General features: G+C 39.7%; 13 protein-coding genes and 1 riboswitch. Of the genes, 8 read left to right on the forward strand and 5 right to left on the reverse strand.

All coding sequences use genetic code 11. The annotated features are described in order from the left end of the window. The first annotated feature begins 8 nt into the window (after positions 1-8). Positions 9-1,010: a LacI family DNA-binding transcriptional regulator gene (locus AABJ44_RS11525; protein WP_338369200.1), complete on the forward strand. Its 1,002-nt coding sequence runs from the start codon at positions 9-11 to the stop codon at positions 1,008-1,010. Between the two features lie 364 nt (positions 1,011-1,374). On the opposite strand, the gene folE2 is transcribed toward AABJ44_RS11525, so the two are convergent. Together folE2 and folD are read right to left on the reverse strand one after the other, a co-directional pair. Beyond that, positions 1,375-2,145, reverse strand: a complete 771-nt coding sequence (folE2, locus tag AABJ44_RS11530) for a GTP cyclohydrolase FolE2 (RefSeq protein WP_074642319.1) — start codon at positions 2,143-2,145, stop codon at positions 1,375-1,377. A 2-nt stretch (positions 2,146-2,147) separates the two neighbouring features. Continuing rightward, positions 2,148-3,020, reverse strand: a complete 873-nt coding sequence (gene folD, locus AABJ44_RS11535) for a bifunctional methylenetetrahydrofolate dehydrogenase/methenyltetrahydrofolate cyclohydrolase FolD (protein ID WP_338369201.1) — start codon at positions 3,018-3,020, stop codon at positions 2,148-2,150. Between the two features lie 100 nt (positions 3,021-3,120). Between folD and AABJ44_RS11540 the strand changes: the two genes are divergently transcribed. The 5 genes from AABJ44_RS11540 (at position 3,121) to AABJ44_RS11560 (ending at position 11,059) form a co-directional block, all read left to right on the forward strand. Continuing rightward, complete coding sequence (locus AABJ44_RS11540) at positions 3,121-3,738, forward strand: TP0733 family outer membrane beta-barrel protein (protein ID WP_338369202.1); 618 nt, start codon at positions 3,121-3,123, stop codon at positions 3,736-3,738. 14 nt (positions 3,739-3,752) lie between these two features. Next, a complete protein-coding gene (locus AABJ44_RS11545; protein WP_338369203.1) occupies positions 3,753-4,976 on the forward strand; it encodes a hypothetical protein in 1,224 nt (407 codons plus the stop codon). A gap of 26 nt (positions 4,977-5,002) precedes the next feature. Next, on the forward strand, positions 5,003-7,606 hold the full coding sequence (locus AABJ44_RS11550) for an AAA family ATPase (protein ID WP_338369204.1): 2,604 nt from the start codon (positions 5,003-5,005) through the stop codon (positions 7,604-7,606). A 199-nt stretch (positions 7,607-7,805) separates the two neighbouring features. Then, complete coding sequence (gene ilvB / locus AABJ44_RS11555; protein ID WP_338369205.1) at positions 7,806-9,524, forward strand: biosynthetic-type acetolactate synthase large subunit; 1,719 nt, start codon at positions 7,806-7,808, stop codon at positions 9,522-9,524. A 2-nt stretch (positions 9,525-9,526) separates the two neighbouring features. Continuing rightward, entirely contained in the window at positions 9,527-11,059 is a 1,533-nt protein-coding gene (locus AABJ44_RS11560) for an NFACT RNA binding domain-containing protein (protein WP_338369206.1), read from the forward strand. On the opposite strand, the gene AABJ44_RS11565 is transcribed toward AABJ44_RS11560, so the two are convergent. The 3 genes from AABJ44_RS11565 to AABJ44_RS11575 all read right to left on the reverse strand — a co-directional run bounded on the left by AABJ44_RS11565 (position 11,060) and on the right by AABJ44_RS11575 (position 14,600). Further along, complete coding sequence (locus AABJ44_RS11565; RefSeq protein WP_338369207.1) at positions 11,060-12,931, reverse strand: TonB-dependent receptor plug domain-containing protein; 1,872 nt, start codon at positions 12,929-12,931, stop codon at positions 11,060-11,062. It abuts the gene before it with no gap. A 228-nt stretch (positions 12,932-13,159) separates the two neighbouring features. Continuing rightward, positions 13,160-13,699, reverse strand: a complete 540-nt coding sequence (locus AABJ44_RS11570; protein WP_338369208.1) for a hypothetical protein — start codon at positions 13,697-13,699, stop codon at positions 13,160-13,162. Between the two features lie 55 nt (positions 13,700-13,754). After that, positions 13,755-13,945, reverse strand: a riboswitch (cobalamin riboswitch). Then, positions 13,938-14,600 (reverse strand): HAD family hydrolase, encoded by a 663-nt coding sequence (locus tag AABJ44_RS11575; protein WP_338369209.1) that lies wholly within the window; start codon positions 14,598-14,600, stop codon positions 13,938-13,940. It overlaps the preceding riboswitch by 8 nt. Before the next feature lie 137 nt (positions 14,601-14,737). Here AABJ44_RS11575 and AABJ44_RS11580 point away from each other — a divergent pair, with 137 nt between their 5' ends. Further along, the gene (locus tag AABJ44_RS11580) at positions 14,738-14,947 is read left to right on the forward strand and encodes a FeoA family protein (RefSeq protein ID WP_074642297.1); all 210 of its coding nucleotides are present in this window, start codon (positions 14,738-14,740) and stop codon (positions 14,945-14,947) included. 27 nt (positions 14,948-14,974) lie between these two features. Next, positions 14,975-15,193, forward strand: a complete 219-nt coding sequence (locus AABJ44_RS11585; RefSeq protein WP_338369210.1) for a FeoA family protein — start codon at positions 14,975-14,977, stop codon at positions 15,191-15,193. Positions 15,194-15,195 lie beyond the last annotated feature (2 nt).

The raw sequence follows: 15,195 nt of genomic DNA on the forward strand, positions 1-15,195 counted from the left end.
AAATAAAAATGAGAAACCTTGTAACTATGAAAGACATAGCCGATGAGCTTGACATCACGGTCATGTCTGTATCAAAAGCGTTATCAGGTAAAGACGGGGTGAGTGAAGATCTTAGAGCCAAGATTCTTGCTAAGGCGGAGGAACTTGGCTATAAAAAAGCTCAGAGCTCTACTATTGATGACGGAACCTCACATAATATTGGTATTTTGATTGCAGAACGCAGTATGAATGCCAATGCTACCTATATGTCCCTTCAGCAACCGCTCATTTCAAATCTTACACAGTTAAATTATTATGGAATGACAGAGATCATTTCCGACGAAACAGAACACCTTCTTCTTCTTCCTAAAATCCTTAAAGAAAATAAAGTAAGCGCATTTATTATTCTTGGTCAGATGAGTAAAGAATATGTTCAGGTACTTAAAAACTCCGGAAAACCATTTTTATTTCTTGCCCATATTTATGATGATGTAAATGAAGGTGGAATTATAACAGATAACCTTTATGCAGGCTTTACCCTGGCTAATTACCTTGTTGAACAAGGCTGTAAAACAATAGGTTTTGTCGGAAACATTCAATTTGCAGAAATCGTAATGGACCGCTACCTTGGAATTGCAAAAGCACTTCTTCACCACGGACTGGATCTTCAGAAAGAGCTTTTGATTCCAGATGTAACTGATTTTGGTGAAGAAATAAGTCTTATTCTTCCAGATAAAATGCCAGATGCCTTTATCTGTAATGATTGCCGAACCGCTTACAAACTGATTCATAATCTTGAAGGCCTTGAATACAGTATTCCAAAAGATATTTCTGTTGCAGCCTTTGATGATGGTATATTCGCAGATATCGGTATCCCAAAACTTACGACATATAGTATTAATTATAACACCATGGCTCTGCTCGCTGCAGAAAGTATTGTTCTTAAGCTCGAAAATCCTAATTTCCACATTGGAAAGAAAGTTGTTCACGGAAATGTTGTTGTCCGTGACTCTGTAAAAAAGCAAAAATAACCTGAAACAGACATATTTCTCACAATATTACCTAAATATGACTAAGGTAATATTCCGTCACACACAAAATGCCTTAAAATATTCTTAAAATGATATATTTTTCAACTATTTTAAACTTTTTTTAACATTTTCAATATTTTTTCTTGACATATTACTATAGTCATATTACTATAATCATAGGTAAACGATGAGTTTACCGGAAGTTCAAAACCTTAATTTAATAATAAGTTAAAAAAGGGCGAGTAAAACAAGTATTAAAAAATAAGTTAAAAACAAAATAATTATTTAAAAAACAGTTTTTGGGTCTTTTGGTATTTTACGTATTAGAATATGAGCCGTCAGAGTTTCTGGCGGCTCTATTTTTTTATATGGAATATTCAGCAAATGCATATGCATTATGATTATGAATACTTTCGTCGTTCTCTGCTTCTACAGAAAAACTGGTAAATCCAAGCTTTTTTAATCCTAAATACACTTCACGTACAACATCTTCAACGAACCGTGGATTCTCATAAGCATGTTCTGTAACATATTTTTCATCCTTACGCTTCAGAAGTGAATATAATGGAGTAGAAGCACAATTTTCTATTGTTGTAATTACATCTTCAATCCAGAAAAACTCTTTATATAGAAGACGAACGCTTACAAGACCTCTCTGATTATGAGCACCATATTCACTTATGGCTTTACTGCATGGACAAAGGGTTGCAACAGGAACCTGAATTGAAATATAGAACTTACGGTCTCCATCTTCACTTACTTCGCCTTCATACGAGCATTTATATTGCATAATTCCAGAGGCTTCTGTAACAGGAGCTTTTTTCTCTATAAAATATGGAAATTCTATACGACCAAAAGACTTCTGTGCGTCAAGTTTTACACGAATCTCCTCAAGCATATCAAGAAAATGATGCATCGAAATATCCGTATGATATTTATGGAACACTTCAATGAATCGAGACATATGTGTACCTTTGTAATTATGAGGAAGATTTACATATAAATCTACAGTTGCTGTCGTATGCTGTTTTGATGCAGTTTTATCAAGAACGACAACTGGATATTTTACACCCTTTACACCAACCTTCTGAAGAGGTACGGCACGGGTGTCTTCTTCATTTTGAATATCACGCATTTTTAAGCCTTTCTTTCTGCACTCTCAAGAGTATTCTGCATGAGCATTGCAATTGTCATAGGTCCTACTCCACCAGGAACAGGAGTGATAAATGAAGTCTTCTCCTTCAAATCATCAAAATCACAATCTCCAATCAAACGGAAGCCAGACTTTTTAGTAGAATCTGGAATGCGGTTTACACCGACATCAATTACTACTGCCCCTTCTTTTACCATATCACCAGTAAGAGTGTGAGGATGTCCGCTTGCTACAACGATAATATCAGCCTGACGTGTAATTTCTGCCATATTTTTAGTACCAGTGTGACACATTGTTACAGTACAGTTTACGTCCTTGCGTGCAAGAAGAATAGAAACCGGCTTTCCAACGATATTTGAGCGGCCGATTACAACAGCATGCTTACCGCTTGTCTCAATTCCGGCTTTTTTGAGCAGAACAATAATTCCATGTGGTGTACAAGGAAGGAAGCCTGGACGGCCAATCATAAGATTACCAACGCTTACAGGGTGGAAACCGTCAACATCCTTTTCAGGAGAGATAGCCATAATAACTTTTTCTTCATTAATATGCTTTGGAAGTGGCAGCTGAACAAGAATTCCGTGAACGCTGTCATCTGCATTAAGTTCATCAATAAGCTTAAGAAGTTCTTCTTCGCTTGTGCTTTCTGGAAGATGTACAGAACGGTCTACCATACCAACTTCTGCAAGTGCCTTCTGCTTGCCTGTAACATAACTTACGCTGGCTGGATTCTCTCCTACAAGAATTACTGCAAGACAAGGTGCAATTCCTTTCTTTTTCAACTCACTGACCTTATTTGCAACCTCCGCACGAACATCTGCAGCAACCTGCTTACCGTCGATAATAACTGCGCTCATGTAACCTTCAAAGCTCCTTTCTGTTTTATTGATAAACTGCTATAAAAACAGTATATTCTTATAGTAACAAAATATACTGAAATAAAAAAAAGGTCGCAATATGAAACGCTTTATTTCCATATTATCAGCCGTTCTTTTATTATCCGCTGCTGTATTTGCAGACGATTATTATGACGATGATGAAGAATATGACGACGGCTATGTTTATGAACAGAATGGTGCTGGAGACCAATTCTTAAAAATTGATTTGGCTGCTAATTTTCCATTAAACTTTGACTCTCAGCTTAAAGTTGGAGGGCTCGTATCTATTGGATATTACAGATTCCTCAATCAATATCTTGCTATAGGTGGCGATTTACTGGTTTCTTACAATCGATCTGTAGGAAAAAAATCACTTTTCTCAGTTCCTGTCACATTTGGTGTAATGTATCAGCCTTATGTAGGAAAATTTGAGTTTCCACTTCAGCTCAATATAGGTTTTGCAACACAGACATGTCAGTCTATGACCTATTTTCCAGCCTTTGCTGCTAGATTTAATGCAGGTGTTTATTACAGATTCTCAGAAACCTGGTCTTTCGGAATCAGTTCTACAACCTATTGGATTCCAGAGTTTTTCTGGATTGGAAAACGCGAAGATGGTAAAATTAACTACAAAGGCTATAAATCAGACAATGGATTTTTCACAGGCGTAGGTCTTTCTGTCCGCTATCACTTCTAATACAGGATGTAAAAATGAAAAAAACAACTTTATTTATAGTATTAACTTCTATTTTATTTATAACAGGCTGTCAGCAACCTATCTATGAAGCAATTCGAGAAGACGTTGCACCAGAAGAAGCTACAGTTTCCGGAGACATCACAAATATCACCCGCTATACAATTGGCTCAAAAGAATATCTTTTCCTTGCCGCAGACGGTGGTCTGAGATATAAGCAGACGGATAATACAAAACACGGTTCATGGAGTAGATTCCCAGTTCCATTCTCTTTGAATCAATATAATTATGATGATTCAACTTATTCAGGAGAACAGATACTTACAGTTCTTGCAAACAGCGATTATCTTTATCTTATAACAGCAAAAAATGCACATACAGAGATTGAAGGTTATACATATCCTGCTAATATCAAACTCTGGGGTGCTAAAATTACTTCAACAACAGCAAAAACAGACTGGACTCTTGTTACAGAAAATAATACAGTTCTGTTCCCTATAGCTGAAACAGAAATTTCTAGTAGTTCTACATATTATGAATCAAAATTCAGAGTATTCCAGACAAATGCACCTCAGCAAGCACATAGACATGCTTTTGTCAGAAGTTATAACTCCACAGACAAAAAATGGCATTACTATGAATTAACCGGTCTGGATGAATTTGATGAATCAACAATGCCTGCTGAATATACTATTTCAGGGATAATTGATCCATCTCCATCTTCTGCAGAAGACTATGTTCCAGTTGCAACTTCTGTAGTATATTTTAATGGCGGACTTAAGTTCTTTACTTCAACAGTTGCTACAACAAATGAAAGCTATGTTGCTGATGCAAATCTTTATTATTATTCAGATTCAAACACACTCTATTATTCTGACGGAACAAACACTAGCTCATTAGAAGGCAAAACAACTATCTGTTCTTTAGCAACAACTGCAGATTCTATTATTATCGGCTATGGTTATCCAGGATCTAACACTTCATCTCCTAAGGCAGGAGGAATTGGAAGAGCTGCATATAATGAAAATGGAAAACTTGAATTAGCAACATTTGACAATAACGCAACATTCCAGATTACAAGTTCATATCTTGTTTTTGCTTTAGTCAATGCAACCCCAGAAAAAAAAGAAGAAGACAGTAATCTATATGCTGCCGTTACTTTTTATGGAACAGGTTCCGGCTTTGGCAATATCGGGCTCTGGTCATACTATCCTGATAGAGGTAACTGGAACCGCGAATAACCTTCCGATAAATAATCAGGAGAGAAATGTCAGAAAACTCTTTATTTGAACAGATAAAACTGACTCAGGAACCTCTGGCGGCCCGCATGCGGCCGCGAAATCTTGATGAATATATCGGACAGGATCATATTGTAGGTAAAGGCCGGCTTTTACGCCGCGCCATTGCCGCAGATCAGCTTACTTCCATAATTTTTTACGGCCCGCCAGGTAGTGGTAAGACTACCCTCGCCCGTGTAATTGCAAATCATACAAAATCTAACTTTTTGACATTAAATGCCGTGCTTACAGGTGTTCAGAATATCCGTGACTCAATTAAGCAGGCAGAAGATTACTATAACCTTTATTCACAGCGAACAATTTTATTTGTAGACGAAGTTCACCGCTGGAATAAAAGCCAACAGGATGCTCTTTTACCATGGGTAGAAAACGGTACAATCATCCTGATTGGTGCTACTACAGAAAATCCTTTCTTTGAAGTAAACAAGGCTCTGGTTTCACGTTCCCGTGTATTCCAGTTGAAACCTTTGACTTATAACGACCTTGAAAAAGCAGCTCATCAGGCATTAACTGATGTTGATCGTGGTTACGGACACTGGAAGGTTGAGTTTGAAGAAGGTGCTCTTGAACATCTTATAGAAACAGCAAATGGTGATGCACGTTCTCTTTTGAATGCTCTTGAACTTGCAATTGAAACTACTCCGGAAAAATGGTCGCCATATTCAGATCCGCCGGTGCCGGCTTATGGTACTAAGATTTATATTTCAAAAGAAGCCGCCGAAGAATCTATTCAGAAAAAAGTTGTACTTTATGACCGTGACGGCGACTATCACTACGATATAATTTCTGCATTTATAAAATCTTTGAGAGGACGCGATCCTGATGCTGCCTGCTACTGGCTTGCAAGAATGGTTGCCGCAGGAGAAGATCCTCACTTTATTTTCCGCCGTATGCTTATTTCTGCCTGTGAAGATACCGGTCTTGCAGATCCGAATGCGATTACAGTTGTAGAAAGCTGTGCAAATGCATTTGACAGAGTTGGTATGCCGGAAGGCCGCTATTTCCTCGCACATGCAGCACTTTATCTTGCGACTGCTCCTAAATCGAACAGCAGTATGGCATTTTTTGATGCATTGGCCAGCGTTGAAAAAGAAGATTCTGAAGTACCAAACCATCTGCGAGACAACAACAGAGATGCAGAGGGCTTTGGACATGGAGCCGGTTACCTCTACCCTCACGCCTACCGCGACCACTGGGTTGCACAGCAGTATCTGCCGGATACCTTAAGCGGCAGGGTTTTCTATAATCCAAGCACACAGGGCTATGAAGCAACAATAAGAGACGGAGTTCTTTCGCGCCGCGAACTTCAGATTGCAGCAATTCTTGAAAAGACACAGAGTCACGAGCAGTATACATCTGATGAACTTGCATCTTCTCCAGAGGAAACAGGTTCTATCAACATATTCAGACAGATAAAAGCTGCTGCCGGTACAAATGATGATGGACTTGAAAAATCAGAATATGGAGAAAATCCAATTTCTGAATGGTGGGTAAACGAGCATTTCAAAAGCGGAAACGAAAAGAAAGAAGAAAATCTTACTTTCAGCCCAAAGGATCCTGCAAAAGAAGTTGTATTCAACCGTGCAGACCGTTTCTGGCAGCAGAGACTTGATTCTAACAGAGCCGAGGTTCTGCTTGGAATCCGCGATACAATGACTTCTATGGCCGAACTTCTGCGCCATCACCGCTCACTCATCTGGAATGCAGACAGCGGTCTTTTACTTTGGGAAATTGCCCGTAAAACCCCGGAAGGTGTTACCTGTGGTGTATGCCGAACAGAACAAGGAAAACAAATTCTTGAACAGTATGGCCGTACTCTTGGAAGTCTTGACCGCCCTATATTACAGCATCGCGGAACTTCAATCTCTACAGATTTCCTTACTCAGAAGGACTTTTATAATATTCTCGTAAAATTCCAGTATAACGGGGTCATTTTTGACCGTCTGTTCTTTACAGATCCATTTGCGAGTGAGCCTTCTATTATTGCTCTTGCTGATTGTCTTTCTGGAATTATGACACCTCAAAAGGATTCTGATGAACCTGACACACCTTCTGTACCTTATGCTGATATAGATAAGGGAGTAGAAAAAGCCGGCGAAGATTTTGCATACGAATGTCCGCTTGCTAAAAACTGGAAAGTTATCATTTCTCAAAAAATCCCTTGTCATGGACAGCATATCAGCGAACTTGTACGTAAACAGATTCTATCTCCAGATAATCTTGGACAGTTCCGCGAAACATTAGATAAAATGGAAGCTGCTGAACAGGAGTTCTTTGGTGATAGAGACAACCAGCTTTTCTCATGGGACAGCATTTTCATTGCAAACCTTTTCAGAAAGAGAGGATTTAAGGTAAAAGTTGCCTCACAGATTCTCACTGAAAAACGCCGCATAACTCCATCAGAAATCGAAAAATGGTTTACACCAGAATCTTCAGCATATGGTGCAAAAATGAGTGAAGCCTGCGGCAATGCAGAACTTCAGAAAATCGTAAACCTTATGCTTGCAGCCTGCGACCGTACACTTTTTGAATGGAAAAGCGAAGTTGCGTTCTTTACAATTGAGATGTCTTGACACAACGCCAAAAATTTGGAAAATATAATATATGAAATTCAATGCTTTAGTCAAAGTCGTAGCAGTCCTCGTCCTTGTGGTTAATAAATAACCAGAGAGTGAATGTTATATACTTTGTGATAAGCAAAAAATATAAGAGAAGCTCTCCGGTTAGGGGAGCTTTTTTGTTTTCCAGCTGGAGCAGCACAGGAGATTTATAATGAAATACACAGGCGCACAAATCATTGTTAAATTACTCGAGATGTACGGAATTGAAACCGTTGCAGGTATTCCGGGAGGTTCTATTCTCCCTCTTTATGACGAGCTTAATCGTTCTTCAATCCGACACGTCCTTGTGCGCCACGAGCAGGCAGCCGGATTTTTTGCACAGGGTATGGCTCGCTCTACAGGCAAGCCTGCCGTTTGTCTTGCTACAAGCGGTCCTGGAGCTATGAATCTTCTTACAGCAATTGCAGATGCACGTGCAGACTCTATCCCTATCATCGCAATTACAGGTCAGGTAAATACAACATTGATTGGAACTGATGCATTCCAGGAAGCAGATACTTTCGGCCTTTCATTCCCAATTACAAAGCATTCTATAATGGTAAAAAATCCTTATGAACTTCTGGAAGCAATTCCTAAGGCTTTTGAAATTGCATTAAAAGGAAGACCAGGTCCTGTTCTTATTGATGTACCACGTGATGTACAGCTTAAAGAATGTGATTTTGACGTATGGCCGGACATAAAAAAAGTTCGCCTTCATGATATAAAATTCCACACACCAATTGATGAATATTCTGAAAAAATGGGCTTAATCACTGAGGCTCTATCAAAAGCAAAACGCCCTGTATTGTATTGTGGCGGTGGCTGTAATTCAGAAGAAGCAGTAAGTGGAATTAAAAGTTTTTTACAGAATTACAGACTTCCTGTTGTTACAAGTCTTATGGGAATCGGCTGTATTCCAGAAAGCAACGAGATGTATATCGGTATGGTTGGTATGCACGGAAATCATGCCGCAAATGTTGCCATGCATGATTCAGACCTTGTAATTGCAGCCGGAGTTCGTTTTGATGACCGCGCAACCGGCGTTGTTTCAAAGTTCTGCCCGGATGCAAAAATCATTCATATTGATATTGATGCTGCCGAAGTTGATAAGATTATTCCGGCTTCTATTTCTGTAGTTGCAGATGTTGAGTCTGTATTCCCTGTAATTGCACAACTGATTGCAGAAAAGAAAATTACAAGTGATGAAGGCTGGCTTAAAAAGATGGCTAAGCTCCGCAAGGAACACTTCTCTCTTGAATGCGGCCGTCCAAAGAATGAAAAACTTACAAATCCTCGTGAACTTATTTCTAAAGTTCCTGAATATGCAGAAGCAGCCGGTATGTCAAAAGACAAACTGATTGCAACTACAGATGTTGGACAGCATCAGATGTGGGCAGCTCAGTATTACCCTGTTGAACGACCACGCAGTTTCCTAACAAGCGGCAGTCTTGGAACTATGGGTTTTGGACTTCCTACTGCAATTGGTGCTTCAGTTGCTAATCCGGATTGTAGAGTTGTTTGCTTTAGCGGTGACGGCTCAATCATGATGAATGTACAGGAAATGGCAACTCTTGCTGAACTTAATCTTCCGGTAACTGTAATCGTTTTCCAGAACGGAACACTGGGCATGGTTTATCAGCAGCAGAAATTCCTTTTTGATAAGAATTACAGTGCTTCTGTTTTTGGACGTTCACCAGATCTTCTTGAAATTGCACGTGGTTTTGGAATTGAAGCTATTGATGCCGACAGCGATGCAGAATGGTATAAAAAAGCTTTTGACAATAACCGTCAGAACAAACCTTGCTTTGTAAGGGTAAGCGTTGATTCTGAAGAAAACGTACTTCCATTTGTTCCTGGTGGTAAGGCTAATATAGATTCAATAAGGGATTAAAATTGTCACTCAATTGTAATGAAATAAATCTGATTCTCGAAGAGCTTAATCTTGAAGGTGCATTCATTCAGGATATAATTCAGCCGGGTTATGATACACTTGCGCTTTATACTTATAAAGAAGGCAATGCAAAAACTGTTTTGATTTGTACTGCCCAGAACTCGGTGCGCCTTAATGCGACCAGACGAAAAATTACAAAGAACGATAAGCCGCTGCGCTTTATGGAATTTCTCCGCGCCCGCATTAAGGGCTGCCGCATAAACTCGGTTAAACAGATTGGAGTTGAGCGCGTTATTAAAATGGAACTCAGCCGTCTGGTTGAAGAAAAACCGAAGGGTGCAGCAAAGGGAACCGTGCATATTTCACTGGTAAAAAAGCCGGTTCTCAGCAAGGATGAAATTGAAGCTCAGGGTGAGCCTGTTGAAATTGAAGAAAACTACATTCTTTACATTAAGCTCTGGAATAATGCTGCGAATGTACTTCTCTGCGACACGGACGGCACTATTCTTGAACCAATGTTCCGCCGACCAGAACGTGGGGAAATGAAGGATGAAAAGTTCGCGGAGCCCGCCGCGGATGAACAGAAGGTGGCCGAGGCATTGGTGCGGTTCCCGGTCCGTGAATGGTCAGAACATCCAACCTTCAACGCCTACATCGACTGGTGGTACTCGGAACACTCTGATACACTCTCGCGCGAATCACTGCTTGAAAAGGCTGAAAAGTGGTACAACTCTACCCGCTCGAAAAAAGAATCGGCTCTTAAAAATCTGGAAGATAAACAGGAATCCTTCAAGAATGCAGAACAGTTAAAACATCAGGGCGACCTTATTCTTTCTTACGGCTATATGATAGACGGAAACAGTAATTTCCTTGAATGCGAAGATTACGAAACTGGAAAAACTGTCCGCCTTATGATTGATCCGAAAAAAAATGCACAGGATAATGCAGCCGAATATTACAAAAAATACAAGAAGGCTATAAGCGGAAGCGAAGAACTCGTTCATGATATCGAAATAATGAAAAAGCAGCTGGAAAAACTTGATGCTCTTTATGAAGAAATTAAGAACGAAAAAAATCCTGTAAAAATAGAACAGCTGCTGCGACGTGATACGACTCCAAAACAGCAGCAGAAGAAAACTCATCCTGGACTCGACTACACAGTGGACGGCTGGTACATTCTCGTAGGCCGTGATGCAAATGAGAACGACGAACTTCTCCGTCATCATGTTCGGGGTGATGATTTGTGGCTCCATGTACGTGATTTCCCTGGCGGATATGTTTTTATAAAAGCCCGCAAAGGAAAAACTGTTCCTCTGGATATTCTGCTGGATGCAGCTAATCTTGCAGTTTATTATTCAAAAGCCCGCAACGCCGGAAAGACAGACCTTTACTATACTCACGTAAAATATCTTCGCCGCGCAAAAAACGGTCCAAAAGGCCTTGTACTTCCAACTCAGGAAAAGAATCTTTGTATAGAACCTGATAAGTCACGACTCGCCCGTCTGGATTCTCTGCGTGCAGACAGTCAGTTGTAATTAAAAGAATTTGTATTTTCCGCCGAGGGTTAGTGAAATGCCGGGCATTGTATACCCCTGCACAGACTGATAACGCCAGTTGAGAAGATTATCGAGTTTTATATAAGTAGTGAACTTATTGCGAATCGGTGCAGATTCTGCAGAGAGATTTACAAGAACATAAGGTTTCAGATAATACAGATTCATATTGTCTGTATAGCGGCGTCCAATATAGTTTGCACTTAGTGTCATTTTTGCAAACTCCAAATTAAGTCCTGTCGAAAGATTGCATACAAAATCAGGAGTCCACATAATTCGTTTGCCATAGGTATATTTATTTGTTATATCTAAAAGGCGATTGTAAAGATATTCTCCGGCTAAATCCACAGTCCAAAGCCCGGCAAAGAAATCTGCATTTAAATTAAAATCTACACCAAGATAAAATGCGCTCGAAAGATTTTCTGTCGTTCTGGTTTCCCATTTAATTTTATCAGTGTAATAATCAGAGAAAACTGTAAGATCTAAGCTTAAAACAGAACTTTTCTTTCCCTGTCCCAGTTTAATATTTTTTAAAGCCACTCCCAGATCAGCACCTAATCCGCGTTCAGGTTTCAAATCAGGATTTCCATGATAGCCCCCACCCTGCCAGAACAAATCATCCATATTCGGAAACTGAACCATGTGGTAAACATCTGCCGTCAGCTGTAATATACCGCCTGCAAAAATATCATGATTCCACGCAACACCAAACTTAGGAGTAAAAGCAAAATTAGTTTTAGTATCATTTATACAAAACTTAACAGCAAGCGGCACACTTATGCTAAAGCCTCCACCTGCTGCAAATTTTGTTGTTTCCTTAAAAACTCCGGAAACCTGATAATGCTTTCCATCGTTTGAAGAATCAAGTCTTGTAAAATCAGCTGAGATGCCAGCCATCTGCTGAAGCCGCCCGCCTACGAGCGAAACAAAATCAACACTTCCTGTATATTTTACAGTCTGAATAAAATGACTGCTGTTTTCTTTTCCGTTATCTGTTTTATAAAAGCGGTTATTAGAAAGCCACACCAGGCTGTTTTTCATATTAAAAAGGCCACCTGCAATCGCCGGGTTCCAGACTGTAAAAGAAATATTATTATTGTAATCCCGCTGAAGCCCCTGATCTCTGGAATTTATGACGCCCGGTGTATTCTTATGTCCGCCATAAAATATATCTCCAACCGAAATATAATTTCCATCACCAAAATAAGTGGTAATAAATGCCGATGCATTTCCATCTATAACAGCTGCATTTTCCTGACTTTTTAAGGAACCTTTTTTATCATAAGCGCCAAATACACCATCACAAAGTGAATATAATCTGTCTATCTTATAAAGATATCGATTAGCAGCATAATTCAAATTTCCGCTTGTATTAAGAAAAGTATTTTCACCCAGCCGTCCTTCAAAATTGAGTTTCTGAAAAACAGAATCCAGCGGCCGTTCATAATTGAAAAAAGTTTTTGCAGATATATCTGCCGTCAGTGAGTTTTTTAATTCCAGCTTTTTCATAGTGATGTAAATAACACCACCGACAGCCCCTTCATCTTCCACGCCTTCTGTAAAACCGCCGCGAACAATTTCGATTTTTTCTACTGCAGCAAGATTTATAGAAGAAAGATCAAAGGTTCCGTACTGCGCATTATTCACACAGATACCATCAATCACAACCCGCACCGTCTCATCTGTAAAAGCGCGGATACTCGCCTTACTTTCCAACCCATACGGCCCGTAAGAAAGCATCTGAATCCCACAGCGCTCCACCAGCTCCGGCAGACTCTCATAATGCGCCACCTCAATTTCCTCCGCCGTAATCACAATCTTCTGTTCAACAGATGCCGGAATATAAGTTGTCACCTCCGGCAGAATAATTTCCGCCTCATCGGCAAAAATGAGAAAACTAAAAATATGAATTGAAAAAAAAAGAATTAAAAGACGGTGTTTCATGATGGTTCATAAGGAGGGGGAAGTCTCCCCCTGCGCCCGCACGTTGTTGCGGGCTACCCCTTCCAGCGGGGCGAAAATTACAGAGTTCATTTGCCCCCAAGGCTGTTCATTGCAAGCATAGAGGGCGATTAGAAAAAACTATTCTGTTACTTTTGTAAACGGTGTATTTATATAAGCAAAATATTTATTTGCTTTAGTATACTTTGTCACACACTCTTCCAATGTTGAAACAAATTCCTGATCAGTATAATCTGCATCACACATTTGTACCGAATTTGCTGTTAATTCCTGATATGCAATTGCTCCCCATTTGCCAGTTACATCAACATCATCATATCCGCTACCATTCCACAAAGAAATTGGGCCAGAAAACTGATAATATATATATCCAGAGTTTTCTGATACTTCTCTTATATATACAGTACCATTATTATAACTATAGTAAGATGCAGGTTTAATCATATCTGCTTTTATCTGACAATCATAGTCAATATAAGTATTCCATTCTTCAAAATTATCTTCCCAGTTTCCAATAATTGGATGAGAAGCTGATAATTCTTTTACTACATAAACCTTCTCAACAAGAACTTCTTCTGTCTGAGGTTTACATCCAGTCAGAGCCAAACATGCAACAACGAGAGCTGCTGCGAACAAACGAGAAAATTTTAAATTTTTCATTATTTCCTACCCGGGAACCGAGACTGCGCAGTTCCCAAAAAAGAGAGATATCCTTTCATACGAAAGGTGTGTACCAAAGTTTCCGGGCTTGAAGCATTTGCATCTGAAGCCTTCCCAGACCAGACGGTCCAGTGGCTGTATTTCAGATGTCGTTTTTATCTTCATACCGTTGCGCATTCAGCTCAGGCCTTGCACCTGATTCCATTGAAATACACAAAAAAATATAGCATAAAACGTGTTATTTTGTAAGATATCCGGCAAGCTCTGCGGCATTCATCATGATTACTTTTGCGCCGTGTTCTTCGAGGAACTTTTTACCGCGGAAGCCCCAGTCTACGCCGATTACATCGAGGCCGGCATTCATTCCAGTCTGCATGTCTACATCTGAGTCGCCGATGAACACTGCGCGCTGACCTTCAGATTTTCCATCCATACCGGCACGGCTCAGAATCTCATAGATTCCGTCTGGTGCAGGCTTAGGTGGCATACCAGGACGGCTGCCGGAAATAATATCAAAAAGGCCCGGGAAGTAGTCATCACAAAGAGCAATGGCGGCAGGCTCAACCTTATTTGTATTTACAGCAATTTTGATTCCAGCAGCGCGGAGAGTTTTTATACAGTCCACTACTCCATCATAAGGAGCGGTTTTTATTGCACAGTGCTTTTCGTAATATGCAATAAAATCAGCAAGAATCTGCTCAAACTGAGGATTGCTGCGGCCGTCTGCAAGAGCACGTTCGATCAGCTTTGGAATTCCGTTTCCTACCATAAAACGTACTTCATCTACAGTATGAAGCGGAAGGTTGTATTTTGTAAGAATGTCATTCAGAGAATCTGTCATGTCATCAAGAGTATTAAGGATTGTTCCATCCATGTCAAAAATCGCAAGTGAGTATTTCATACGCATCAATATATAACAATGAAATAAAAAATACAATTTAATAGAAAATTAATTTCTCTTTTGATAGTATTGACTAACCTGTTAGTTAATACTAATATTAGGCTAATCTAACACTATGTTAGAGGGAGTTAACTAAAATGCCTTTAACTATGGCTTGTCAGGATGACAAGTTTCTGATCAAAAAAATCAATGGAAAAGAAGAAGTAAGACGCTTTCTGGAAAATCTGGGATTTGTTGCCGGAGCCGAAGTGTCTGTTATTTCAAAGATGTGCGGTAATATAATCGTTCAGATTAAGGAAAGCCGTGTGGCCATCAGTAAAGAAATGGCTCAAAAAATCATAGTTTAATTCAGTACATTTTATAGGAGAATAAATATGACTTTAAGGGATGTAAAAACAGGCCAGACAGTTACTGTTGAAAAGCTGCTTGGCGAAGGTGCGGTAAAGCGCCGTATTATGGACATGGGAATTACAAAGGGTACAGAGATTTATGTGCGCAAGGTTGCTCCACTTGGAGACCCGGTAGAAGTTACAGTTCGCGGCTACGAACTCTCGATTCGCAAGGCCGACGCAGAACTCATTCTGTTGAAATAGGA

It is taken from the genome of Treponema bryantii (assembly GCF_036492245.1).
GTDB classification, from domain to species: Bacteria; Spirochaetota; Spirochaetia; order Treponematales; family Treponemataceae; genus Treponema_D; species Treponema_D bryantii_C.

Bases quoted from the DNA above. Each gene is read 5' to 3' on its own strand.
- AABJ44_RS11525 (WP_338369200.1), top strand. From the start codon at position 9: ATGAGAAACCTTGTAACTATGAAAGACATAGCCGATGAGCTTGACATC.
- folE2 (WP_074642319.1), bottom strand. From the start codon at position 2,145: ATGCGTGATATTCAAAATGAAGAAGACACCCGTGCCGTACCTCTTCAG.
- folD (WP_338369201.1), bottom strand. From the start codon at position 3,020: ATGAGCGCAGTTATTATCGACGGTAAGCAGGTTGCTGCAGATGTTCGT.
- AABJ44_RS11540 (WP_338369202.1), top strand. From the start codon at position 3,121: ATGAAACGCTTTATTTCCATATTATCAGCCGTTCTTTTATTATCCGCT.
- AABJ44_RS11545 (WP_338369203.1), top strand. From the start codon at position 3,753: ATGAAAAAAACAACTTTATTTATAGTATTAACTTCTATTTTATTTATA.
- AABJ44_RS11550 (WP_338369204.1), top strand. From the start codon at position 5,003: ATGTCAGAAAACTCTTTATTTGAACAGATAAAACTGACTCAGGAACCT.
- ilvB (WP_338369205.1), top strand. From the start codon at position 7,806: ATGAAATACACAGGCGCACAAATCATTGTTAAATTACTCGAGATGTAC.
- AABJ44_RS11570 (WP_338369208.1), bottom strand. From the start codon at position 13,699: ATGAAAAATTTAAAATTTTCTCGTTTGTTCGCAGCAGCTCTCGTTGTT.
- AABJ44_RS11575 (WP_338369209.1), bottom strand. From the start codon at position 14,600: ATGAAATACTCACTTGCGATTTTTGACATGGATGGAACAATCCTTAAT.
- AABJ44_RS11580 (WP_074642297.1), top strand. From the start codon at position 14,738: ATGCCTTTAACTATGGCTTGTCAGGATGACAAGTTTCTGATCAAAAAA.
- AABJ44_RS11585 (WP_338369210.1), top strand. From the start codon at position 14,975: ATGACTTTAAGGGATGTAAAAACAGGCCAGACAGTTACTGTTGAAAAG.